Below are 23,666 nucleotides of genomic sequence, written 5' to 3'. Positions count from 1 at the left end.
AGACCAGCCTAAGCTGGTCTGGTATGAACATTACAAGCGAGCGTTAAGTTCTGCTCCAAGTTCTTCAAATCCTGGTTTTCCAAGAAGAGCAAACATGTTTTTCTTGTAAGCTTCTACACCTGGTTGGTTAAATGGATTAACAGCATTCAAATATCCTGAAAGAGCGATAGCAAGCTCAAAGAAGTAGATGATATATCCCAATGTGAAAGCATCTTGTTCAGGGATAGTGATGAACATGTTAGGCACGTCACCATCTGTATGAGCAAGAAGAACACCGTCTGTTGCTTTTTTGTTAACAAAGTCAACATCTTTACCTTGGAGGTAACCAAGTCCATCAAGGTCTTCAGCCAATTCAGGAATAACAATGTTCTTACGTGGTTTATCTACACGAACAACAGTTTCAAAAAGGTTACGTGTACCTTCTTGAATGAATTGACCAAGAGAGTGCAAGTCTGTTGAGAAGTTTGCTGAAGTTGGGTAGATACCTCTTTGGTCTTTACCTTCTGACTCACCAGCCAATTGTTTCCACCACTCAGCGAAGTATTGAAGTGATGGTTCGTAGTTTGCCAAGATTTCAGTTGTGTAACCTTTACGGTAAAGGATGTTACGAATTGCAGCGTATTGGTAAGCTTCATTTTCAGAGATTTTAGATGAAGAGTACTCTTTACGTGCAGCGTTAGCACCTTCCATAAGGGCTTTGATATCAGCACCTGAAGCTGCAATTGGCAATAGACCTACAGCTGTCAATACTGAGAAACGTCCACCGATGTCATCTGGAACAACGAAAGTTTCCCAACCATTAGCATCTGCTTCAACTTTAACAGCACCTTTTTGGCGGTCAGTTGTTGCGTAGATACGGTTGTTAGCTTCTTCTTGACCGTATTTCTTAACAAGAAGTTCCTTGAACACACGGAAAGCGATAGCTGGTTCAGTTGTTGTTCCTGATTTAGAGATAACGTTAACTGAGAAATCTTTACCTTCAACATACTCAAGCAAGTCAGCAAGGTAAGTTGATGAAATTGAGTTACCAGCATAAACGATTTGTGGTGCTTTACGTTCTTCTTTTGTTTGAAGGTTAGCAAAGTGATTGTTCAAGAAGTCAATAGCTGCTTTGGCACCAAGGTAAGAGCCACCGATACCGATAACAACCAAAACGTCGCTTTCTTCTTTAATTTTTTCAGCAGCTTTCAAGATACGATCAAACTCTTCTCGATCGTAGTTCTCTGGAAGGTCACGCCATCCAAGGAAGTCAGCGCCTGGGCCTGTTCCTTTGCGAACCATTTCGTCTGCTACTGTTACTTGTGCTTGAAGGTTATCTACTTCGTGTGGTGCTACAAATTTATCCAAAACTTTTGAATAGTCAAATGTAATATGAGCCATTAGTCTCTCCTTATAAAAATTCAATTATAGTTTCTAGTTTACTCTTTTATTTATCTTTTGACAATATTTTTTTACCCTTATTAGGTCACGATAGGTTACAGTTACTATTTAAATGTTAGCTCTGCTTCAAGGCCATAATGATCACTTACTAGAGGTTGATTGTTTCCATCAAAAATGACACTAAGGTGATTTACTGCCCACTCCTGGCTTGCAAAAACATAGTCAATACGTAAAGGTTCTTCATTACCTTTCCAACCATCGATACCAGGTCCAACTGTATAGCTTCCATTTGTTTCTTGAGCCACTTGGAAGCTATCCTGAAGTTTGAGCGGACTGGCTAATATTGCTTGGTAACCTTCTCGACCTGCTGGATTATTAAAGTCCCCTGCTAGGATAAGCGGTTTGCCAATAGATTGGAAACGTCCCTCAATACGTGCCCACTCTTCTTGGAAACCTTTATCCCACCATGAAAGATGGACACTAGCAACAGCAACTTCTCGGCCATCTACAGCCGTCTCAGCCACTGCCACACGGCGTGTATGATAGTCTGTTGGATCATCAACATCTGAAACTAAAATTTCGCTAGATGTCAATGGTTGGCGTGACAAGACAGCAACACCTTCATTAAGGTGATCATAACCAATGTGATTATAAGCCCACGTCCAATGATATTGAAGGCCCTCTTCAGCTAATTTTTCCACAAGCAAACGGACAAAGTGATCTTGGTGGATTGGTGTTGCTGATGGTAGCGCATGATAGTAAGCATCCGTTTCTACAGCTGCCGTCTCTATTTCCTGATTAACTTCTTGGAAACAAATGATATCATATTGAGCCTTAAGGATTTGTTCCTTTAGGGTTTGGAATTTTCCTTCTGCATCTTCTTCCATCCAACTATGGGTATTTAAGGTTAGAAATTTCATAATCTTATCCTCTATCTGACTTACATATAGAAATGATAACAAGGTCTTTTACAAACAAAACAGCCCAGGGGCTGTCTGCTTGATTATTATTTAACAAATTAAAGTTCTACTTTTGCAACTGGAGCATTAGCTGCCAATTTTCCTGTATGTTCTACTTTAACTGATTTAATTGCGTCTGTATTAGTAAAGACAACAACTGTAGATGTTTCACGACCTGCTTCACGGATAGCATCAAGGTTTGCTTCAACCAAGAGATCACCTGCAGCAACTGTTTGACCTTCAGTAACTTTAACGTCGAATGGTTTACCTTCAAGACTAACAGTGTCAAGTCCGATGTGAACCAAAACTTCAAGACCATTGTCAGTTACCAAACCAAGAGCGTGTTTAGTTGGGAAGATACTTGCAACTTTACCAGATACCGGAGAAACAATCTTACCGTTTTCTGGTTTCACAGCGAAACCGTCACCCATCATTTTTTGTGAGAATACTGGGTCTTTTACATCTTCAATATTGATAACTTGACCATCTGCAACTGAGTGAACATCTTCAGTTACACCTTTGAATTGAGCTTCTGCTTTTTGAACAGCAGTCATTTGACTTGGAAGTGTTTCAGGAATAACTTCACCTGAATCAAGTACGTCTTGGATATCAGATTTCAATACGTCTGCTTTAGGACCATAGATAGCTTGAACCCCTTGTCCTTTCATGACAAGACCCATAGCTCCTTCAGCTTTCCATTGTTCTTCAGTTCCGACTTTATCAGCTTCTTTAACAGTAACACGGAGACGAGTCATACATGCGTCAACGTCGACGATGTTAGCACGTCCACCAAGAAGGTTGATGATGTTGATAACTTGTGAGCTTGCTGAGCTTGTTCCAGCACTTGCTGAGCCAGCAGATTCTGATGAAGCATCATCACCTTGCTCATAGTTACCGTTACGTCCTGGTGTAGCGTAGTCAAATTTCTTAATCATGAAGTTAGCAATGAAGAACATGATAACACCAAAGAGTACAGTTACCCAAATGAAGTTAATGATATCCATCGCCAAACCTGCGTTAATAGCGAGTGGTGTACGTGTCAAGAATTCGATAGAACCGAATGAGTGAACACGGAGGTGAACGATGTCAGCCATTGCAAAGGCAGCACCTTGTACAAATGCGTAAATGATGTACAGTGGAGTAGCTACGAACATGAACATGTACTCGATAGGTTCTGTTACCCCTGTCAAGAATGTTGCAAGCGCAGTCGCAGTCATCATACCTTTGTATTGATGTTTCTTATCATCATCAACGTTACGGTAGATAGCTACCACCATACCCATCAAGATACCAAATGAACCAATCATTTGACCCACTTTGAAACGAGCTGGTGTATAAGCTTCAAGAAGGTGTTTATATTGATCTGGATGCGCACCTTTAAGGTTAGCAAGGTCAGTAACCCATGCGAGCCAGAGTGGATCTTGACCCAAAACTTTAGTACCTTTTGCAGCACCAGTCAAGACTTCATAAGTACCACCCAATTGAGTATAGTTAATTGGGATAGTCAACATGTGGTGGAGACCAAACGGCAAGAGAAGACGTTCCAATGTACCGAACAAGAACGGTGCCAAAATTGGAGCAGTTTCTTTCGAGTTGGCAATCCACATACCAAAACCATTAATTCCAGATTGGATAACTGGCCATACAATAGCAAGAACGATAGCTGCAATAGCTGAACGAACAATAACTACAAATGGTACGAAACGTTTACCATTGAAGAATGATAAAGCTTCTGGCAATTTACGGAAGTTATAGTATTTGTTAAAGGCAGTAGCCCCGATGAAACCAGAGATGATACCTACGAATACACCCATGTTAAGGGCTGGAGCTTCCAAAACACTGATGAAGTAGTCAGACACCTTGATTGATTGACCAAGAAGTGTGTGAACTGTAGCACCCTTATCAGCAAGAATATCTGAAGTAACACCAAAGATTGAACCAGTCAAACGGTTAATCAGGATAAATGCTAGACCTGCTGCAAAGGCACCGCCTGCACGTTCCTTAGCCCAGCTACCACCAATGGCAAGGGCAAACAAGATGTGAAGGTTACCGATAACCCCCCAACCAATTTGCTCAAGAAATCCACCCGTAATAACGAGAGGTGCCACGTTTGGATTAATCATGGCAATCGTTTTACCGATAGAGATCATAAGACCTGCTGCTGGCATAACCGCGATAACAACCATGAGGGATTTACCGAATTTTTGCCAGAACTCAAAGCCAAATTTTTCTTTTAGCTTATTCATTTCATTTCCTCCTACGTTTCTATGCAAACGCTTGCATAACTTATGTAATTATTATATCATCTTTTGGGGATTTGTAAAGCGTTTTCGTAAACTTTTTTTGATTTTTTTTTACAAAGAGAGTCCCCCCAGCAAAAACTGGAGGGCTCAGACATTTATTAGGCCATCAAAACCATGAGAATTGGGATAACGATCATGGTCGCGAGGGTAGTCTCAGTCACCATGACAGCAGCGTAATCACTATCAGCTCCGTAGAGTTTGGCAACCACAGGTGCATTGGTCATGACAGGCATAGCCGACTGGATGATAAAAACTTGCTTCATCAAAGTTGGGAGAGGTGCCCAGTAAACAATGGTAGCCATCAAGAGAGGAGCAACTACAAAGCGTCCCAACAAAATCAACACCTGGTCCTTTTTAAGAACTAACTGCTTCACACCTGCATTGGATACCGACAAACCGATGAAAATCATAGATAAAGGAGTCGTCAAACTACCCAAATACTGCAAGTCACTGGCTAAAAAGGTTGGTAATTTAATATGAAGGATAACAATAATAAGACCTAACATGAAACCCATTAGAGGGGGAGAGAAGATCTTTTTCAGACTTGTTTTTAAATCAAATTCTGCCTCTCCTTCCCCATCTCGCTGAATAAGGTAAGTTCCCAAGGTCCAGAAAAAGGTCGTATTGCACATATAATAGATAAGAACATAGGGAATACTAGCATCCCCAAAGAGGGCTTGATTGATAGGGAGCCCCACAAAAATGGTGTTCGAATTAAAAAACATGGAAATAAAGAGACCACGACGCTCCTTTTTTACTGCAAAAATGCCAGCCACCGCTGTCGCAATCCCAAGCAAAATCGCCATGGAAAGTGCAGGAAAACGCAACTCTGGCAACATCTTGAGTAGGTCTGTCGCTGTGAAACGCTGTGTGATCGTATAGAGCATGTAACAAGGCAGGGCAATTTGGGTGACTAGCTTAGCTATAAGACCACGTGACTCGTCATCAAACCAGCCTTTTTCGCCCATAACAAATCCCACTAAAATCATACCCAAGATGACTAGTATTCCCGATATACTCGTTAAAAAGATTTCCATGTTTTCTCCTTTTTTGTTACTGTTACAAATGATAGTGGACACCAGAAAAATCTAATCATTTTTCTGCATAGAAATCTACCATTATTGGTTTAACTCAAATCTAAAAAACTACTTTAGTATATCACAAAAAGAGCTCGATTTCTCAAGCTCCTTTTCTATTATTTACTCTGCTTTTAAGAGGGGTTCAAAGATCGATACCAGACCAAAGAAGGCGATGAATATAAGGGTAATAGTTGCACTGGCTGGTGTTTCCCAATAATAGGAAATAAAGATACCAGAGAGCATACCAATCAAACCAATACCAATAGCCCAAAAAATGACAGATTTAAAGGTTTGACCTATTTTCATACCAATAGCTGCTGGAAGAATCATGATGGTGGAAACCAAAAGTGATCCTGCTGCTGGAATCATCAGGGCAATCGCTATCCCTGTCACAATATTGAAGAGGAGAGACATGAGACGAACTGGCAAGCCATCTACATGAGCAGTGTCCTCATCAAAAGTCAAAAGATACATAGGACGAATAAAGAGTAGAGTCAAGACCAGTACAATAGCCGCAATGACAAAGAGGGCACGCACCTGCTCTGGGCTAATCGTGATGATAGAACCAAAAAGATAGCTGTCCAGACTCATGCTACTGCTACCCGCCTTGTTACTAAGAATAAGAGCCACTGCCAATCCCATTGACATGAGGATAGCCGTTGAAATCTCCATATAATGCTTGTAACTAACCCTGAGATATTCCAAAACCAAAGCTGCAATAACCACAACCACTAGGGTCATCCAAGTGATTGATTGTCCCAAGAAAATCCCAACAGCCACCCCAGCTAGGGACACGTGACTCAAGGTATCACTCATCAGACTCTGACGACGAAGAATTAAGAAGAGCCCCAAAATTGGCGAAAAGATACTGATAGCAATCACGGCGAGAATAGCACGCTGCATAAAATCATAGGTTAATAATTCACTAATCATGTTTATGCTCCTCTCCATCCTTTTCATGGACATTGAAACAACGCCAAGGCAATTTCTGGTTACGAACCAGATGAATATTACGGTCTGTGTACTCTTTAACTTCCTCTGGGTCGTGGGTAATCATCAAGACAGACTTGCCATGCTTGTGAGCCGAGTGGTGCATGAGTTCGTAAAAGGTATTGGCTGTTCCTGCATCCATCCCTGTCGTTGGCTCGTCCAAGACAAAGATATCTGGATCTGAGGCAAAAATACGAGCAATGACGGCACGCTGCTTTTGACCACCTGAGAGATGTCCAATCTGCTTGTGACGATTTTCCCACATACCTACAGACTCAAGGGCACGTTGAACATGCTCCAAGTCGTGCTTAGTCAAACGACGGAACCAGCCCTGACGAGGATAACGGCCAGACTTCACAAACTCGTAGACCGTGCTCGGAAAACCTGCATTAAAGCTGGCAATTTGCTGGGGAAGATAGGCCATACGAAGCTTTTTACCATCTTTATTGGTTTCAGAGATGGTTACAGTTCCCTTCTTAGGCTTGAGAATCCCTAGGGTAGCCTTTATAAGCGTTGACTTGGCAGCTCCATTTTCCCCAGTCAGGGTCACAAACTCCCCAGAATCCAAGTGATAGTGAATATTATCCAGAACGGGCTCCGCATCATACTGAAAGCTTAGTCCTTCAACTGTAATATAACGCATCTTATTCCTCGATTCTTTCTTCTAATTTCGTCAAGAAACGCCCTATAATCTGACGTTCTTTACTATCAAACTGCTCCAATACAGTGCGATAGACACCTAAAGTCTCTTGGTGGTGTTCCTCATGCTCCTGGGCAATAGGTTGAGCCTCTTGTGTCAGGACAAAATAGGTTACCCGTCCATCACCTTTGTCCTTCTTGGCCTCCAACATACCTTCCTTGACCAAGGTCTTAACAGCCTTGGTAACAGCAGCCTGACTGACATTTAAGGTCTTTGCCAACTCCGAATTGGTCTTGCGACCCTCGGCCAAAAGCATCAGAATATGTTCCTGAGTATTAGTCAATTTAACTTGACTACGGCACTGCCCAATAAGGAGCTCATGCTGATTTTCAGACTTGAGCACGATTTGATTAATCAATTGATTAACTTGTTCTTCTAGTTCTAGCATCGCTTTCTCCATATACTTAACCAGTTAATTATATCGAAAACACAGAGGTTTGGCAAGAGGAAAGAAAAAGCCCAACCGCAGCTAGACTTAAAAATGATAATAGGTTTAAGATACTGACCGTGTCTTTTCCTTCCAAAAGCAGGTGTAACCTATATTAAATACCTCCAAGAGAACCAAGAACGTCCATGACAAAGTGGCACCCAAGGACTGGTTTAAAGCCAAAATCATAGCTGCACCCAGGGGTACAGTCGCTGTGACAATGGTTGAAAAGATACTAAAGACAGCGTTCTGTCGCTCTTCAACAATGGAGAAGATGACGATGGTATCCGATTTTGGGTTGGAAATGGCTGTCGCATAAGAAGAAAGAAAAAGCAAGGTAAAGAGAACAATGGGATTGTGCCATATAAAGATACTGACAATCATCAACAATGCTAGACTATTCTCAAAAAGCAGGTTGGACCTAATGGACAACTTGCGGTAAAAGTCGAACGGAAAAAGTGATCCTAAAAAGAAAGCAACCAATTCGATAGACTCAAAGACTGTGATAGTCACAGCATAAGACCCCAACTGCAACTCCTTGACCGATAAGAGATAAATCATCAACAGGGTGGCCATGGCTGACGAGAGCAGGTTCATACTAGAGTAAATCATGACCAAATTAAAAATAGAGGACTGGGATTTGAGAAAGGTGAAATTGGTTATGGTGTCCTTGACAAACTGACAAATCAGGGCTTTTAAGGATTCTGCTTGTTGTTCTTTGGACTCAGGTACTGGTTCATTAAGATAGTCAAAAAGTTTTTGCCCTCGTCGCAAGACCAGATAAGAAGCCAAGAAAACCAAAACATTAATCAAGGCAAACAAGAAATAGTTATGAGCCAGCAGGGCAATGAGCATGACACCCACACTCTTTCCCGCTAAGGTGACGATATTAGGCATTCCCTTGCGAAAAGAGATAGCCAAGGAAAAATTCTCCTCATCCACCACCTGACGATTGAGGGAAAGATTGAGATAGGCAGTGTAATTACCAATAATATCACTCATAAAGTTGATGGCTAGGACCAAGACGAAGACCCACCAACTAGGTCTAAGCAAGGTTAACACCCCAAAAAAGACATATAGACTCATCTGCAACCAGCGTACCAATTTCATGGCCTTAAAGCTATTTGACGCTCGATCAGAGACATAACCCACAATAAAATCAAAAACATAGGGAAGCGAGGTAATCAAACTCGCCAACCCCACCGCCAATTCTGGATTAGGGAAGGTAGCCGCATAGAGAACCGAAACCAAGTCAAACAAGGTGGTCCCAAAGATACCTAACAAGATGGACAGGGTCAAAACCCTATAAGGCTTGTGTTGTAAAAAAAGCTGCATTTAAACCTCCTGATGGGTAAGAAATAGATTAAACATAAATTGATACTCATGAGTTACATCTCTCTCCTCATTATTAGGATAATATTCATAGATATGTAATCGATTCTTTTCTCTTAACTTGAATATTGAAGAGTTAGACAGCTGTCTTATCGCTTTATTCGTCAGATTACAAGCAATTTATTATATATGAGCCCTGTTAGAGTATATACTAACAGGGCTCTTTCTATTTTATCGCAAAGTCGCAAAGATTTTTTCAACCTGATCAACAGACTCGGCACGTGAAACTTCGCCACGAACCTTAGCTGCTCCTGCTGTTCCACGAAGATAGTGTGGTGCCAGACCACGGAATTCACGGACAGCAATCTTTTCACCTTTAAGGTCCACCAAACGTTTGAGGTGGTCTTCAGCGATGTCCAGCTTCTTATCAAATGGAAGATCTGGCAACTCTTCTCCTGTTTCGAAGAAGTGGTTAATTTGCGTGAAGATATATGGATTGTTCATAGCTGCACGCCCCACCATAACGGCATCAACACCAAGTTCTTCAATCATGAGCTTAGCGTCTTGAACGCTACGAACATCACCATTTCCGATAAACGGAATCTTAGTGATAGCCTTAGCAACACGGGCCAAAGTCTCGTGGTCACAGTGACCTGTGTACATCTGCTCACGAGTACGGCCGTGCATAGCAAGGGCAGAAACACCTGCAGACTCAGCTGCAAGAGCATTTTCTACAGCCAAATCACTGTCTGACCAACCTGTACGCATCTTAACAGTCAAAGGAATATCAAGTACTGATGTTACTTCCTTGACGATGTGGTAAATCTTGTCTGGATCCTTGAGCCACTTGGCCCCCGCTTCATTTTTGACTACCTTATTGACTGGACAACCCATGTTGATATCAACAATATCAGCCTTGGTATTGGTCTGGATAAAGTCAGCCGCACGCTTCAAGCCCTCAGCATCACCACCGAAAAGTTGGATAGACATTGGATGCTCATTCTCATCGATATGAAGCATGTGGAGGGTTTTCTCATTATTGTAGAGGAGACCCTTTTCAGAGATCATCTCCATCACAACAAGACCAGCACCAAATTCCTTTGCAATAGTACGGAAGGCAGAGTTAGTCACACCCGCCATAGGAGCTAGTACTGTACGATGAGGAATCTCCACATTTCCAATCATGAAGGACGAATTAAGCTTAGTCATTGATGAGTTCCTCCAAGTCAGCTTCTGAAAATTCATACTTGGTTTGGCAGAATTGGCAGACGATCTCAGCCCCATGATCCTCGTCTTTCATGGCTTGAAGTTCATCCTTACCAAGTGTCAAGAGGGCATTTTCAAAACGTTCACGTGAGCAATCACACTCAAAGCTAAGCTCCTCTTCAGACAAACGTTTGAAAGGTTCATCCCCATAAATGGCATTCAAGAGAGCTTCAATATGGTCATCAGATTCCAAAAGCGTTGAAATGGCAGGCATCTCCTGGATGCGTTTTTCGTAACGAGCGATCTCTTCTTCGCTAGCTCCTGGCAAGACCTGAAGCATGAAACCACCAGCAACCTTGACCTTGTCCTCTTCGTCAAGAAGTACATTAAGACCAACAGCAGATGGCGTTTGCTCAGATTCTGTCAAATAGTAGGCAAAGTCTTCGCCGATTTCTCCAGAAATAAGTGGTGTTGATGACGTGTAAGGATTACCAGTTCCATAATCGATGATTGAGACAAACTGCCCTTGCCCCATGAAAGGACCCACCAAAACTTCACCAGTCGCTGTTTTCTTGATATCCACACCTGGATTTTGGATGTAGCCCTTAACATGTCCTTTGGTATCAGCTACAGAGATAATATGACCAAAAGAGCTGTTTCCGATAACCTTAACCGTAATTTTGCTTTCACCTTTTTGGTTAGCAGCCAAAATTTGGTTAGCAATAAGGGTACGCCCCAAAGCAACTGTAGATGATGATAGAGTATTGTGTTTTTCTTGTGCGGTTCTAACTGTTTCAGTGCTATCAAGAACGTAAGCACGGAAAGAACCTGATTCTGAAATTGTTTTAATTAATTTATCCATAGTGATTCTATTATAACACAAAAAAGAGGGTGGAAAAATCGTAAACGCTCGGCGTTTCTCTTCCACACTCTCTATCAAATTACCATGAAAATTCGGACAGTTTTTCCCTCAAACTTGCTATTTTCTATCATCAAAATGGTGTTTCTGTCTTATTACAGGTGGTAAATTCTCCAAATACTCCATATAGACACTGACAAGGAGATTATAGTCATCAGTCGTCAAACGTTTGAGTTGACTATGAATGAAGGCAGTCGCCTGATCATACTTTTCATGAATTAACAAATCATCAATGTAGTCATTTCCATCAACAGTGTACCCTTGCTCGTCTTCTACCTGACCCCAATTAATATCCAGACTCTCAAACTTAAAAACCTTACTGACGACGTTGGCTGTCCCACGAATCTGATTGAGTAGCCAGTCGTTATTATACTGTTTTGCCTATGTATCGTAAACGCTTACTAATCTAAAAATAAAAAGGAGGTGACTAGGGAATCACCACCTTTTTACAGTTTAATTAGCCTTGGCTTCTTCTTTATAATTTTTAGCCTCTGCTTCTGTAGCATAAACAAAATGCCCTGGTCGGATTTCATACATTTGTCTATTTTCCCCATCATTTTCAATAGAGGAATTGTAAATCAAATGCTGACGCTTACGCTCTCTTTCTGGATCTGGTTCTGGAATTGCAGACAATAGACTCTTTGTATAAGGATGAATTGGATTATGATAAATCTCATCTGCTGGTCCTACTTCAAGGAGTTTACCCCAATGCATCACACCAATGCGATCGGATATATATTTAACCATTGACAGATCATGGGCAATAAACAAATAAGTTAACCCCTGTTCATGTTGCAACTTCTGCATCAAATTAACCACTTGTGCTTGAATAGAAACATCCAAAGCAGAAATCGGTTCGTCTGCTACAATAAAATGAGGATTAACCGCTAAAGCACGCGCAATACCAATCCTTTGACGTTGACCACCAGAAAACTCATGAGGATATCTTGATAGGTGATCTTCATTTAACCCTACCAAATCAATGAGTTCTTTAACCTTAGCTTCACGCTCTTCCTTAGATTTAGCCAATTTATGAATATCAATGCCTTCAGCAATAATATCACGGATTTTCATGCGTCCATTAAGACTAGCTTGAGGATCTTGAAAAATCATCTGAGCTGTCTTACGGAAATCATGAAGATCTTTTCCTTTTAAACTTGATATCTCATTACCTGAAAAGGTAATAGTACCCGAATCAATATCAGAAAGTTTTAAAACAGAACGCCCAATGGTTGTTTTACCTGATCCAGATTCGCCAACTAGGCCAAAAATTTCGCCCTCATAGATATCAAAGCTAACGTCATCAATAGCCTTAACTTCGTTTGATTTTCCTTTATTAAAAGTTAGAGACACATTTTTTAGTTCTACTAACTTTTTACGTTCTTGTGTCATCTTATTTCTCCTTCATCTTTGACCATTTTTCCCATCGTTTCAATATTGGTGAAGGAGGGGTTACTTTAGGAGCTCGTTCATCTAAGAGCCATGTTGCTGCAAAATGCGTATCTGATACTTTAAACATTGGCGGTTCTTCCTGATAATCAATATCTAAAGCAAAGACATTTCGAGTAGCAAAGGCATCACCTTTAGGAGGATAAAGCAAATCTGGAGGAGTTCCTGGAATAGCTTCTAGGCTGCCAGATTCTGTTTCTGTTGTAGGCATAGAGTTAAGAAGTCCCCATGTGTATGGGTGTTGCGGATTATAGAAAACCTCATCCACAGTCCCATATTCCACAATTTTACCAGCATACATAACCGCCACACGATCAGCCATCCCAGCGACAACACCCAAGTCATGAGTAATAAAAATAATGGATGAATCACGCTCTTCTTGGATTTTTTTCATCAGATGAAGAATTTGTGCTTGAATCGTAACATCTAAAGCTGTAGTAGGCTCATCAGCAATCAAAATTTCAGGATCTGCAGCTAGAGCAATGGCAATTACTGCTCTTTGACGCATTCCTCCTGACCATTGGTGAGGGTAGTCATTTATATGTTCTTCGGCATTAGGTATCCCAACATCTTTCATTAATTGTAAAGCCATATCTAAGGCTTCTTTCTGAGATACTTTGGTATGAATCATGATAGGCTCAGCAATTTGGCGCCCAATTTTCATAGTAGGGTCAAGACTGGTCATGGGATCTTGAAAAATCATAGCAATATCATTTCCACGAACTTTAACCCAATCTTCCTCCTTCAAGGCTTGCATATCATGCCCTTTAAAGGTAATGTCTCCAGTTACCTTAGCGTTTTTGTCTGATAGACCCATTAGCGTCCTTGTCGTTACAGATTTTCCTGAACCAGACTCACCAACAATTGCCAGTGTCTCACCTTTTTTCAAGTCAAAATTGACATCACGAATCGCTTTTACTTCTCCAGCGTAAGTATGAAAATTAACATGGAGATTTTTTACACTTAAAATCGTTTCTTTCATCATTATTACGCTCCTATTAGTTTTCTTTGTTAGATTTAGGGTCAAATGCATCACGCAAGCCGTCCCCTAAAAGAATGAAGGCAAGAGAGATAAAAACAAGAGCCAAGGAAGGAATTACCACCTGATAAGGGTAGTATTGAAGATTCTCAGAAGCATCCGTAATCAACGAACCTAAAGAAGCTGTTGGTGGCTTAACCCCCAAATTGATAGCTGATAGAACCGCCTCGTACATAATAGCACTTGGAACGGTCATCATAATTTGAACAATAATGATACCTGAAATATTTGGTAAAACATGTTTAAAAGCTATCTTGAAGTTATTTTCACCCAAAGCACGTGAGGCTAAAACAAATTCACGTTCTCGGTAGGATAGGGTCAAATTACGGACTTGACGCGCCATAGACGTCCATCCGACAATGGCAATTGAGATAATGATTGACAACACACCACTACCCAAGAGAAGCCCTAACATCGTTACTATGACCAAGTTAGGGATAGATGAGATAACCTCAATAACACGTTGCATGAAGAGGTCAATTTTCCCACCTAAGAAACCTGACACCAGACCATAGGTTACTCCAATAATCAAATCAATTAAAGTAGCAACGATGGCAATTAAGAGAGAGATACGTATACCAACAATCACACGTTTCGCTAAGCTACGTCCTAGATTGTCAGTTCCCAAAATAAATTTATCGTCTTTTGGAACTGATTGATCAGAGTACACATCATTAGGCTCCGTATTACCTGAAAAGACAATACTACCATTCCAGAATGGTAAGCTATCTGATAGTTTAGGTGGTAAATTACGATATGTCTTAACTTCACCACCATTAAAACTATTAGCATCCTTGGCATTAACAAAGAAATTTGAGCCAATCGAAAAGACCAGTAGAATGGCTAAAAACCAAAGGGATATGGTCGCCAGTTTATTTTTTTTCAGACGTCTCCAAGCATCTTGTGTAAAAGAGAGAGTCGGTTTTTCAATTTTTTCTTGTGATTCAGTATTTCCAGCACCAACAAGTTTGAATAGTTGTTTTTCTTCCATGATACTCTCCTTACTTCAGACGGACACGTGGATCCACGAAACTAGTAATGATATCTGTCAATAGGATAGCTACCATAAGCATAACGGCATAAACGATAGTGGTTCCCATAATGACAGGATAATCTTTTGTTGGAATAGAGGTAACAAACTGTTGACCAATCCCAGGAATTGAGAAAATCTGCTCTATAAGTGCTGAACCTGTTAGAATATTAGCAGCCATTGGACCGATTAAGGTAAGAATAGGAATCATTGAATTGCGATAGGCGTGTCGATTACTAATTTGACGTGTTGTCAACCCCTTAGCCCTAGCTAGTTGAATATAATCAGTATTCATGGTTTCAATCATTTCACTACGAAAAAAACGGGTGACTTGAGCAAATACTGGAATAGCAAGAGCTAAAGTAGGTAAAATCGTTTGGCTAAATGAGCCCCATCCAGATAAAGGAAGAACTCCCCACTTAAATCCAAGGTAATCCAAAAGCAGAAGACCGATAATAAATGATGGCACTGAAATACCGAGTGTTGATAGCACGCTCAAGATATTATCAATCCAGTTATTTTTATTACGTGCCGACACTGCTCCCACAAAAAGACCAGCCAAAACCCCAACAACAAGGGCTTGAATACCCAATTGCGCTGAAACTGCCAAACGTTGACTAATCATCATGCTAACAGGCTGATTCGCAGACTGATAACTTGTTCCTAAATCACCGTGCAGGACATTCCAAAGATATTGCAAATACTGTTGCCATACAGGCTTATCTAAGCCATATTGCTTATTCATAACCGCAATCATATCATTCGTTAATTTGGGATTATTGAATGGTGACCCCGGCATAACTTGCATTAAGAAGAAAGATAGAGTGACAACCACCCATAAGGTAACTAGCAAAATAGCTATCCTTTTCAATAAATATTTCGTCATAAAATTTCCTTTATGTAACAACGAAAGAAGCTGGGACTAAAGCCGCCAGCTTCTTAGTTCATTTTGTGATAAACGTACATACAGTAGCTGATGAATGTTCTACTTTACTCTGTCATTATAATGATAGCAACTATTTATCTTTATAAGCATAGGTGAAGTCAACATCAAGACCAGTTGAGTTACGTACAAGTCCTTTAATTGAAGGATTTTGTAAACCTTTTGTAAATCGGAAGTAAACCGGATTATACATTGCTTCATCATAAAGTGCTTTTTCAGCAGCTTTATAATCATTTGCAGCAGCTGTTGGATCTAATGCATCAGCCGAAATAGCTTTTTCATAGGCTGCATCGTATGTAGAGCTATTTGCCTTACCATAGTTATAAGATGAATTTGAAGTGAACAAGCCATAGAATGTTGATCCTTCTGGATAGTCACCACCCCAATTGACTAGAGCGACATCAAAGTTTTGATTTTTGGTATCTTCAATACGTTGTTTAAATGTCACAAATTTTTCTTCAACAGTCAAACCAGGAAGAGCTTTTTCCCAAGTTTCTTTAATGTAATCAACTGCAGCTTTAGCAGCAGGTGTATCTGAATCTGCTGTAATTGTCAATTTCAAGTCGCTTAAACCAGCTTCAGCAAGACCTTCTTTAAAGAGCTTAGCTGCTTCTTCCTTGTTATAGCTATAGCCAGGTGCCACATATTTAGATAAATCAGTACCATCAGGTAATTTTTCCAATCCAGTAGGTACAAGACTAGTTGCTGGAACTGAACCCGTATCAACCGCAGCTTCGACAATACCTTTACGGTCAGTAGCAAGGTTGAGAGCTTGACGGATTTTAAGATTATCTAGACCTTTAACTTTACCAGTTTCATTATAGGTCATATAAGCTGTTGTTGCTTCTGGAACTGTAACAACATCTTTGTTCTTTTTATTTGAGTTAAAAATTGCTGACGTATTTGAAATATTTGCAAAGTCAAGTTGACCTTGTTTATACATTTGGACGGCTGTATCAGGTTTTTTAACCGTTTGAATATTGATTGTCTTTGTTTTGACATGCTTAGCATCCCAATAATTGTCATTTTTGACAAGTTTGAAGCTACCACTTGTACCATTCCAATTTTCAACTTTAAAAGGTCCAGAATAAATTTGTTTGTCAGACTTCGTTCCATATTGTTTTCCAGCCTTCTCTACAAATTCCTTATGTTGTGGGACAAAGTTTGAGAATGACAAAAGACTCTTGAATTGTGGAGAAGGATTTGACAAGGTAAAGATAACTTTATTTCCCTCAGCCTTAACACCTAATTCATCAACACTCTTCTTACCAGCAATAATGTCTGCAGCATTAACAAGGTGAGAATCTGAAGTAAGGTAAGCATACTCAGAAGCTGTAGCAGGATCAACCATACGTTGCCAAGTATAGACAAAGTCCTCAGCAGTAATCTTAGTACCATCTGAATACTTCAAGCCATCTCTAAGAGTCGCTGTATAAGTTAAACCATCGGCTGACACATCAACCTTTTTAGCCAAATCAGGTTGCAACTTCCCATCTTTATCAACACGAAGTAAGTTACTTTCTGAGTTCCCAATCGCCAAGGCTGAATAGTGATCTGAATTTTTAGAAATATCAAGGGTCAATATTTCAGTAGGGGTGTACCAATTAATTTCATCTTTACTTGAGGTTGATTTTGAGCCACAAGCAGCAAGAAGTGTTGCAGAAGCCAAAGCAATTACTCCAACAGCTACAATACTCTTAAAGTTACGTTTCTTAATCATAATTATAAGGGCTCTATAATTTCTGTAGTGGGTAAAACCACTGTAGAGATTATGGAGCTTTTTGAATGCAGACAAAAAGTCCCATAAGAACTATAATGAAAAGCAACCAAACCATCATTAGGAAGAACTTATGAGACTTATTAAGAATACCACAGAATTAATCGGAATTAAAGACCAAAATATCATTATTTCACTTGTTTTTGAAACTGACACTCATATAGAGATTCAAGCAAAACTCGATTACCCTGCACCATCATGTCCTCACTGCCATGGAAAGATGATCAAATATGACTTTCAAAAAAACTCTAAAATCCCTCTTCTCGAGCAAGCTGGAACTCCAACTCTACTACGTCTGAAAAAACGTCGTTTCCAGTGCAAAAGTTGTAAGAGAGTAACGGTGGCTGAGACATCTATCGTTGAGAAAAACTGCCAAATCTCTAATCTGGTCCGACAAAAGGTTACACAACTCCTAACTGAGAAGGTGTCACTAACGGATATTGCCAGAAGACTTCGTGTGTCAACGTCCACTGTCTATCGTAAGCTTGACCAGTTCACTTTCAAGAAACATTATGACAAACTTCCAGCTATAATGTCCTGGGATGAGTTTGGGTTCAAGAAAGGTGACTTGGCTTTTGTGGCGCAGAATTATGAGACCAACGAACTCATAACCATCCTTGATAATCGCCGCCAAACCACTATACGAAACTACTTTTTGAAGTATCCATTGAAAGCTCGACAAAAGGTGCAGTTTATCACGATGGATATGTCTGGAGCCTATATCCCACTAGCCCACAGACTCTTTCCAAACGCCAAAATCGTTCTTGATCGTTTCCACATCATCCAGCACCTTGGTCGAGCCTTTTTAAAGACAAGAATTGCCATTATGAACCAGTTCGATAAGAAGTCACTACCCTATCGAGCCTTGAAGAATCACTGGCGACTTTTCCAAAAGGACAGCCGTAAACTATCTCTCAACTCTTTTTATTCAAAGACTTTCCGCCAAACTTTAGCACCACATGAAGTTGTTGAGAAGACATTGAATTTCTCAGAGGAACTCGCTAATTATTATAACCTTTATCAGCTTTTGCTTTTTCACTTTCAGGAGAAGAGAGTAGATGAATTCTTTGAGCTGATAGAGGAAAATAGAAGCAAAGTCAATCACTATTTTCAAACGGTCTTTAGAACTTTTCTTAGACACAAACAATACATCCAAAATGCACTAGAAACAGACTATTCAAACGCAAAACTGGAAGCTACCAACAAGTTGATTAAAGACATCAAACGGTTGGGCTTCGGTTTTAGAAACTTCATCAACTTTAAGAAACGTGTCTTCATCACTCTGAACATAAAAAAAGAGAAGACCTATCAGGTCCTCTCTAGATGTTAGCTTTTCGTCACCCACTACAGTTGACAAAGAGCCATTATAAGAAACCTCCTCCAATCAAAAATTTACTTTCGTGTATAATTATACCTTAAAATAGCCTAAAGTAAAGACCTAATTCTGAATAATTCGACAATTCAGTTATTTTGTCTCGAAAAAGACTCGAAATATCCAAAAAATGACGCATCTATAACTCTTGTCCACTACACATAAACGTTTTACAATCAATCCAAACAAAAAAGGCTAAGAGATATATCTTAACCTTATAGTATTTTGAACCAATTTCTCAGTTTACTCTGTATTTATACACAAGCTTACTTCTTACCCAACTGATCCTTCCATTTCATAACTAATCAAGCGGTTAAGCTCAACAGCATATTCCATTGGAAGTTCTTTGGTAAATGGTTCCACAAATCCCATGACAATCATTTCAGTTGCTTCTTGTTCTGAAAGTCCACGGCTCATGAGGTAGTAGAGCTGTTCTTCAGAAATCTTAGAAACTTTAGCTTCGTGTTCAAGCGCAACTTGTGAATTGTGGATTTCGTTGAATGGGATAGTATCTGATTTAGACAAATCATCCATCAAGATGGTGTCACATTCAATGTGAGATACCGATTTCTTAGAATCTTTGTTGAAGGTTACTTGTCCACGATAGTCAACCTTACCACCATTACGAGCGATTGATTTAGAAACAATAGATGATGATGTATGCGGTGCATTGTGAATCATCTTAGCCCCTGTATCTTGGTGTTGACCAGCATTAGCAAAAGCAATTGAAAGCATGGTACCACGTGCACCTTCTCCATCAAGGTAAACAGATGGATATTTCATAGTTACTTCGGCTCCAAGGTTACCATCAATCCACTCAACAGTCGCATTTTTCTTAGCCGTAGCACGTTTAGTTACCAAGTTGTAGACGCTATCTGACCAGTTTTGGATAGTTGAGTAGCGCATGTAGGCACCATCAAGTGCAAAGATTTCAACGATGGCCGCATGAAGGCTTGCCGTTGTGTAAGTTGGCGCTGTACATCCTTCAACATAGTGAACGCTGGCACCTTCATCAACGATGATAAGAGTACGTTCAAACTGAGCAGTTGCTTCGTTATTGATACGGAAGTAGGTTTGAAGCGGAATATCTACCTTAACGCCTTTAGGTACATAGATAAAGGTACCACCTGACCAGAAGGCTGAGTTAAGGGCAGCAAATTTATTATCTGTTGGTGGAACCAGTTTTGAGAAGTACTTCTTGAAGAGTTCTGGATGCTCTTTAAGGGCTGAGTCTGTATCTGTAAAGATGATACCCAACTTGTCATACTCTTCTTTCATGTTGTGGTAAACCACTTCTGATTCATACTGAGCTGAGGCTCCAGCAAGATAGGCACGCTCTGCTTCTGGGATACCAATACGTTCAAAAGTTTCCTTGATTTTCTCAGGAACATCTTCCCAGTCACGAGCAGGTTTGTCTGATGCCTTTTGGAAATAAGTCAGGTCATCAAAGTTAATACCAGAAAGGTCTGGCCCCCACTCTTGCATAGCCATTTTGTTAAAGGTTTCCAATGATTTTAAGCGGAATTCAAGCATCCACTCAGGTTCCCCCTTTTCAGCAGACATGGCACGGACCACGTCTTCACTGATTCCTTTTCCGGTTGAAAAGACTGGTGTCACATCATCATGGAAACCGTATTTATATTCCCCAAGATCAATGGGTTTTGGTTCTACTTTTTCATTTGTTTCAGTCATAGTATTTTCCTTTATTAAAGGTTTGATTTGTTTTCCTTTTTGCTTGGGCAAGGAGACTGACTGCCCCTTGACTTCCTAAAGCTCACTTCTCTCTATAGCCTTTTTAAGGGCATTCCAAGAGAGAGTTGCACATTTGATACGTTGTGGAAATTTAGAAACCCCCGCCAAGAGCTTGGCTTCGCCTAGCTTATCTTCATCTTTATGATCTCCTTGAATCATAAGAGAGAAAATCTCCGCTAGTTCCAAAGCCTCTGCCTTGGTTTTTCCAATAACAGCATCCGTCATCATACTTGATGACGCTGTAGAAATGGTACAACCATCTCCAGCAAAGGCAATGTCTTCAATCACGTCACCATCAAATTTGACTGACAGATTGATAACATCTCCACAAGTCGGATTATTCAGTTGAAGTTGCTCCACATCAGGTATAACACCATGATGGTGAGGGCTCTTAGAGTGATCGGCCACAACAGCCATATATAAACTATCTAGTCTAGAGAGTGCCATTGAAAAACTCCTTCGTCGCAAGAATTGCCTCTACAAACTTGTCACAATCCTCTTTGGTATTGTAAATATAGAAGCTTGCTCGGGCAGCTGATGAGATTCCTAAATGATTAATTAAAGGCTGAGCACAGTGGTGACCCGCACGTACTGCCACTCCTTCATAGTCAAGAGCTGTCGCCACATCATGAGGATGAAGCCCGTCAATATTAAAGGCAATAACACCTGCATGCTGGCTAGGATCCTCTGGACCGTAGACTGTCAATCCCTCAATCGCTTGAAGTTTAGGCAATACATAGTCTACTAACTCCTGCTCGTAAGCATGAACATTTCCCATACCTAAAGCAGAGAGGTAGTCTACAGCAGCTCCAAGAGCAATAGCCCCCGCAATGTTAGGTGTACCAGCCTCAAATTTCCAAGGTAGTTCCTTCCAAGTGGCTTCTTGTTCATAAACAAAATCAATCATCTCACCACCAAATTCGATAGGATTCATCTGGTTGAGAATTTCTTCTTTGCCATAGAGGACCCCAATCCCTGTTGGACCTAACATCTTATGTCCAGAAAGGGTGAAGAAATCACAATCCAAATCCTGTACATCAATGGCCATGTGGGGCGCCGATTGGGCACCATCCACCACCATATAGGCACCAACTTGGTGGGCAAGCTTGGCAATTTCTTTGACAGGATTGATGCAGCCTAAAACGTTAGAAACCTGAGCTAGGCTGACAAATTTTGTCTTTTCAGTAATCTTGTTGGCCAAATCTTCCATATCCAATTGGCCATCTTTCAAGTAGGCATATACAAGTTTAGCCCTCGCCTTCTTACAAGCTTCCTGCCAAGGTATGATATTAGAGTGGTGTTCCATAATTGAAATAACCACCTCATCTCCTGGCTCAAGAACCTGCTCTGCAAAACGACCAACCCAGTTAAGACCAGTTGTCGTTCCACGTGTAAAGAGGACCTCTTTGGTTGATTTCGCATTGATAAACTGACGAAACTTTTCACGACTAGCTTCGTAAGCAGCTGTTGCACGCTCAGCCAAAGTATGCACACCACGGTGAACATTGGCATTGTCCTCATGATAGTAGGTCATGAGAGCGTCCAAAACTACTTGAGGCTTCTGGGTCGTTGCTGCATTATCCAAGTATACCAAAGGTTCATCATTAACTACCTGATCTAAAATGGCAAAATCTTGTCGAATCTTATAGGCATCTAAAGCTGACATCTTATCTCCCTATCTAGATATATCATAGGTTAGACTATCTGCGTCGATAGTTCCTAACGTTTGTTTAGTTTTGTATCAGTTACAGAAATCATCTCATCACGCACTTCCTTAACTGGGATTTCAGTGATAACTGCTCCCAAGAAACCGCGAATAACCAAGCGTTCTGCAGTGTCTTGATCAAGTCCACGACTCATAAGGTAGTACATATCCTCTGGATCCACCTGACCGATTGAAGCAGCGTGTCCTGCTGTAACTTCATTTTCATCAATCAAAAGGATTGGGTTCGCATCTGAACGGGCTTTATCAGAAAGCATAAGCACACGGCTTTCTTGTTGTGCATCAGCACCCTTAGCACCTTTGACAATGTGACCAATACCATTGAAGGTCAAAGTACCGCGTTCCAAAATAACACCATGTTGTAGGATATGTCCCACAGAGTTGTTACCATAGTTAGTCACACGAGTATCAATCCCTTGCACCTGACGACCTGATGATAGACCAATAACTTTAAGGTTGGCATGACTTCCATTGCCAATCAAGTCGCTATCAAAGTCAGCAATAACATTGCCCTCGTTCATGATGCCGAGAGCCCAGTCAATGCTTGCATCACGACCAATACGGCCACGACGACTAATATAAGTTGTGACATTTTCACCCAAACGGTCAATAGCCGCAAACTTAACTTGTGCACCATCTTGAGCAATAACTTCCACAGAAATGTTGGCACTAGCTTTTTCAGTAGCTTCACCTAGCGTTTCAAAACGCTCAAGGTAAGTCAATTTACTGTTTTTACCAGCTACAATCAAAACGTGCTTGTTAAAGGGCACATTTGAAGTTCCATCTTGGTAAAAATAGCTTTCAACTGGCAAGTCAATTTCAACATTATCTGGTACATAAAGAACCGCTGCACTATTGAAATAGGCATAGTTATAAGCTGCTAATTTATCCTCATCGTAGGCTACAGCCTTACCAAAGAAGGATTCAACGACTTCTGGGATTTCTTCAAGAGCAGTCGTAAGGTCTGTGAAGACCACACCTTGGCTAATCAAGTCAGCTGGCAATTGTTCAAGAACAGTATTTGTTCCTACTTGAACCAACTTAGGATTGTTTCCAAGCGCTGTAAAGTCAGGCACATTTGCTGATGGTTCATTTTCAGCAATCGTTCCATCGCCTAGGTTCCAACGGTGGAATTTAACACGCTCAATTTTCGGAAGAGCCAAGCTGTCAAGCTTATCAAAAGCTGCTTGACGAAGGTCTTGCAACCAGAGTGGCTCTGCTTTTGCTTGTGAAAAAGCGATAATAGATTCTTTTAACATAGGTTACTCCTTTTCTAGTTATTTCGA

The 23,666-nt window shown here is 40.6% G+C and carries 20 protein-coding genes and 1 pseudogene; 1 reads left to right on the top strand and 20 read right to left on the bottom strand.

The features are described 5' to 3' along the window. Positions 1-30: 30 nt before the first annotated feature. The 16 genes from EL076_RS01160 to EL076_RS01085 all read right to left on the bottom strand — a co-directional run bounded on the left by EL076_RS01160 (position 31) and on the right by EL076_RS01085 (position 17,476). The gene (locus EL076_RS01160; protein ID WP_117647341.1) at positions 31-1,380 is read right to left on the bottom strand and encodes a glucose-6-phosphate isomerase; all 1,350 of its coding nucleotides are present in this window, start codon (positions 1,378-1,380) and stop codon (positions 31-33) included. 104 nt (positions 1,381-1,484) lie between these two features. Continuing rightward, the gene (locus EL076_RS01155) at positions 1,485-2,300 is read right to left on the bottom strand and encodes an endonuclease/exonuclease/phosphatase family protein (protein WP_117647339.1); all 816 of its coding nucleotides are present in this window, start codon (positions 2,298-2,300) and stop codon (positions 1,485-1,487) included. 98 nt (positions 2,301-2,398) lie between these two features. Then, positions 2,399-4,585 (bottom strand): PTS transporter subunit IIBC, encoded by a 2,187-nt coding sequence (locus EL076_RS01150; protein WP_126428949.1) that lies wholly within the window; start codon positions 4,583-4,585, stop codon positions 2,399-2,401. A 155-nt stretch (positions 4,586-4,740) separates the two neighbouring features. After that, the gene (locus EL076_RS01145) at positions 4,741-5,679 is read right to left on the bottom strand and encodes an AEC family transporter (RefSeq protein ID WP_126428947.1); all 939 of its coding nucleotides are present in this window, start codon (positions 5,677-5,679) and stop codon (positions 4,741-4,743) included. Positions 5,680-5,841: 162 nt separating this feature from the next. Then, entirely contained in the window at positions 5,842-6,654 is an 813-nt protein-coding gene (locus EL076_RS01140) for a metal ABC transporter permease (RefSeq protein WP_003095010.1), read from the bottom strand. After that, the gene (locus tag EL076_RS01135; RefSeq protein WP_003095024.1) at positions 6,647-7,354 is read right to left on the bottom strand and encodes a metal ABC transporter ATP-binding protein; all 708 of its coding nucleotides are present in this window, start codon (positions 7,352-7,354) and stop codon (positions 6,647-6,649) included. Before EL076_RS01135 ends, EL076_RS01140 begins: the two co-directional genes overlap by 8 nt. Position 7,355: 1 nt before the next feature. Further along, on the bottom strand, positions 7,356-7,799 hold the full coding sequence (locus EL076_RS01130; protein ID WP_003095002.1) for a zinc-dependent MarR family transcriptional regulator: 444 nt from the start codon (positions 7,797-7,799) through the stop codon (positions 7,356-7,358). 105 nt (positions 7,800-7,904) lie between these two features. Then, positions 7,905-9,173 (bottom strand): MFS transporter, encoded by a 1,269-nt coding sequence (locus EL076_RS01125; RefSeq protein ID WP_003095034.1) that lies wholly within the window; start codon positions 9,171-9,173, stop codon positions 7,905-7,907. Positions 9,174-9,401: 228 nt separating this feature from the next. After that, positions 9,402-10,379: a tRNA dihydrouridine synthase DusB gene (dusB, locus tag EL076_RS01120; RefSeq protein WP_117647330.1), complete on the bottom strand. Its 978-nt coding sequence runs from the start codon at positions 10,377-10,379 to the stop codon at positions 9,402-9,404. Next, on the bottom strand, positions 10,372-11,238 hold the full coding sequence (gene hslO, locus EL076_RS01115) for an Hsp33 family molecular chaperone HslO (RefSeq protein WP_002883609.1): 867 nt from the start codon (positions 11,236-11,238) through the stop codon (positions 10,372-10,374). Before hslO ends, dusB begins: the two co-directional genes overlap by 8 nt. A gap of 117 nt (positions 11,239-11,355) precedes the next feature. Next, complete coding sequence (locus tag EL076_RS10155; RefSeq protein WP_003098113.1) at positions 11,356-11,520, bottom strand: hypothetical protein; 165 nt, start codon at positions 11,518-11,520, stop codon at positions 11,356-11,358. Between the two features lie 228 nt (positions 11,521-11,748). After that, a complete protein-coding gene (locus tag EL076_RS01105) occupies positions 11,749-12,687 on the bottom strand; it encodes an ABC transporter ATP-binding protein (protein WP_003098114.1) in 939 nt (312 codons plus the stop codon). Position 12,688: 1 nt separating this feature from the next. Beyond that, the gene (locus EL076_RS01100; RefSeq protein WP_037621603.1) at positions 12,689-13,729 is read right to left on the bottom strand and encodes an ABC transporter ATP-binding protein; all 1,041 of its coding nucleotides are present in this window, start codon (positions 13,727-13,729) and stop codon (positions 12,689-12,691) included. Positions 13,730-13,742: 13 nt separating this feature from the next. After that, positions 13,743-14,774, bottom strand: a complete 1,032-nt coding sequence (locus EL076_RS01095; protein WP_408055269.1) for an ABC transporter permease — start codon at positions 14,772-14,774, stop codon at positions 13,743-13,745. Positions 14,775-14,784: 10 nt separating this feature from the next. Further along, positions 14,785-15,699, bottom strand: coding sequence for an ABC transporter permease (locus EL076_RS01090; RefSeq protein ID WP_126428943.1), 915 nt, complete (start codon positions 15,697-15,699; stop codon positions 14,785-14,787). Between the two features lie 130 nt (positions 15,700-15,829). Continuing rightward, the gene (locus tag EL076_RS01085) at positions 15,830-17,476 is read right to left on the bottom strand and encodes a peptide ABC transporter substrate-binding protein (RefSeq protein ID WP_003098122.1); all 1,647 of its coding nucleotides are present in this window, start codon (positions 17,474-17,476) and stop codon (positions 15,830-15,832) included. Positions 17,477-17,606: 130 nt separating this feature from the next. Here EL076_RS01085 and EL076_RS01080 point away from each other — a divergent pair. Then, positions 17,607-18,856 (top strand): annotated as a pseudogene (locus EL076_RS01080) (ISL3 family transposase). A 322-nt stretch (positions 18,857-19,178) separates the two neighbouring features. Here EL076_RS01080 and sufB read toward each other — a convergent pair. The 4 genes from sufB to sufD form a co-directional block, all read right to left on the bottom strand. Continuing rightward, a complete protein-coding gene (gene sufB, locus EL076_RS01075) occupies positions 19,179-20,597 on the bottom strand; it encodes a Fe-S cluster assembly protein SufB (RefSeq protein WP_002883666.1) in 1,419 nt (472 codons plus the stop codon). Between the two features lie 75 nt (positions 20,598-20,672). Further along, a complete protein-coding gene (gene sufU, locus EL076_RS01070; protein WP_003095135.1) occupies positions 20,673-21,104 on the bottom strand; it encodes a Fe-S cluster assembly sulfur transfer protein SufU in 432 nt (143 codons plus the stop codon). After that, positions 21,091-22,323, bottom strand: a complete 1,233-nt coding sequence (locus EL076_RS01065; RefSeq protein WP_064519082.1) for a cysteine desulfurase — start codon at positions 22,321-22,323, stop codon at positions 21,091-21,093. Before EL076_RS01065 ends, sufU begins: the two co-directional genes overlap by 14 nt. Positions 22,324-22,376: 53 nt before the next feature. After that, a complete protein-coding gene (gene sufD / locus EL076_RS01060) occupies positions 22,377-23,639 on the bottom strand; it encodes a Fe-S cluster assembly protein SufD (protein WP_126428941.1) in 1,263 nt (420 codons plus the stop codon). Positions 23,640-23,666: the final 27 nt, after the last annotated feature.

This window comes from Streptococcus vestibularis, from assembly GCF_900636445.1.
Classification (GTDB): Bacteria; Bacillota; Bacilli; order Lactobacillales; family Streptococcaceae; genus Streptococcus; species Streptococcus vestibularis.
The sequence above is the reverse complement of the archived record's forward strand: the minus strand, read 5'-3'. Positions and strand labels throughout refer to the sequence as shown.

Bases quoted from the DNA above. Each gene is read 5' to 3' on its own strand.
- EL076_RS01160 (WP_117647341.1), bottom strand. From the start codon at position 1,380: ATGGCTCATATTACATTTGACTATTCAAAAGTTTTGGATAAATTTGTA.
- EL076_RS01155 (WP_117647339.1), bottom strand. From the start codon at position 2,300: ATGAAATTTCTAACCTTAAATACCCATAGTTGGATGGAAGAAGATGCA.
- EL076_RS01150 (WP_126428949.1), bottom strand. From the start codon at position 4,585: ATGAATAAGCTAAAAGAAAAATTTGGCTTTGAGTTCTGGCAAAAATTC.
- EL076_RS01145 (WP_126428947.1), bottom strand. From the start codon at position 5,679: ATGGAAATCTTTTTAACGAGTATATCGGGAATACTAGTCATCTTGGGT.
- EL076_RS01140 (WP_003095010.1), bottom strand. From the start codon at position 6,654: ATGATTAGTGAATTATTAACCTATGATTTTATGCAGCGTGCTATTCTC.
- EL076_RS01135 (WP_003095024.1), bottom strand. From the start codon at position 7,354: ATGCGTTATATTACAGTTGAAGGACTAAGCTTTCAGTATGATGCGGAG.
- EL076_RS01130 (WP_003095002.1), bottom strand. From the start codon at position 7,799: ATGCTAGAACTAGAAGAACAAGTTAATCAATTGATTAATCAAATCGTG.
- EL076_RS01125 (WP_003095034.1), bottom strand. From the start codon at position 9,173: ATGCAGCTTTTTTTACAACACAAGCCTTATAGGGTTTTGACCCTGTCC.
- dusB (WP_117647330.1), bottom strand. From the start codon at position 10,379: ATGACTAAGCTTAATTCGTCCTTCATGATTGGAAATGTGGAGATTCCT.
- hslO (WP_002883609.1), bottom strand. From the start codon at position 11,238: ATGGATAAATTAATTAAAACAATTTCAGAATCAGGTTCTTTCCGTGCT.
- EL076_RS01105 (WP_003098114.1), bottom strand. From the start codon at position 12,687: ATGACACAAGAACGTAAAAAGTTAGTAGAACTAAAAAATGTGTCTCTA.
- EL076_RS01100 (WP_037621603.1), bottom strand. From the start codon at position 13,729: ATGATGAAAGAAACGATTTTAAGTGTAAAAAATCTCCATGTTAATTTT.
- EL076_RS01095 (WP_408055269.1), bottom strand. From the start codon at position 14,774: ATGGAAGAAAAACAACTATTCAAACTTGTTGGTGCTGGAAATACTGAA.
- EL076_RS01090 (WP_126428943.1), bottom strand. From the start codon at position 15,699: ATGACGAAATATTTATTGAAAAGGATAGCTATTTTGCTAGTTACCTTA.
- EL076_RS01085 (WP_003098122.1), bottom strand. From the start codon at position 17,476: ATGATTAAGAAACGTAACTTTAAGAGTATTGTAGCTGTTGGAGTAATT.
- sufB (WP_002883666.1), bottom strand. From the start codon at position 20,597: ATGACTGAAACAAATGAAAAAGTAGAACCAAAACCCATTGATCTTGGG.
- sufU (WP_003095135.1), bottom strand. From the start codon at position 21,104: ATGGCACTCTCTAGACTAGATAGTTTATATATGGCTGTTGTGGCCGAT.
- EL076_RS01065 (WP_064519082.1), bottom strand. From the start codon at position 22,323: ATGTCAGCTTTAGATGCCTATAAGATTCGACAAGATTTTGCCATTTTA.
- sufD (WP_126428941.1), bottom strand. From the start codon at position 23,639: ATGTTAAAAGAATCTATTATCGCTTTTTCACAAGCAAAAGCAGAGCCA.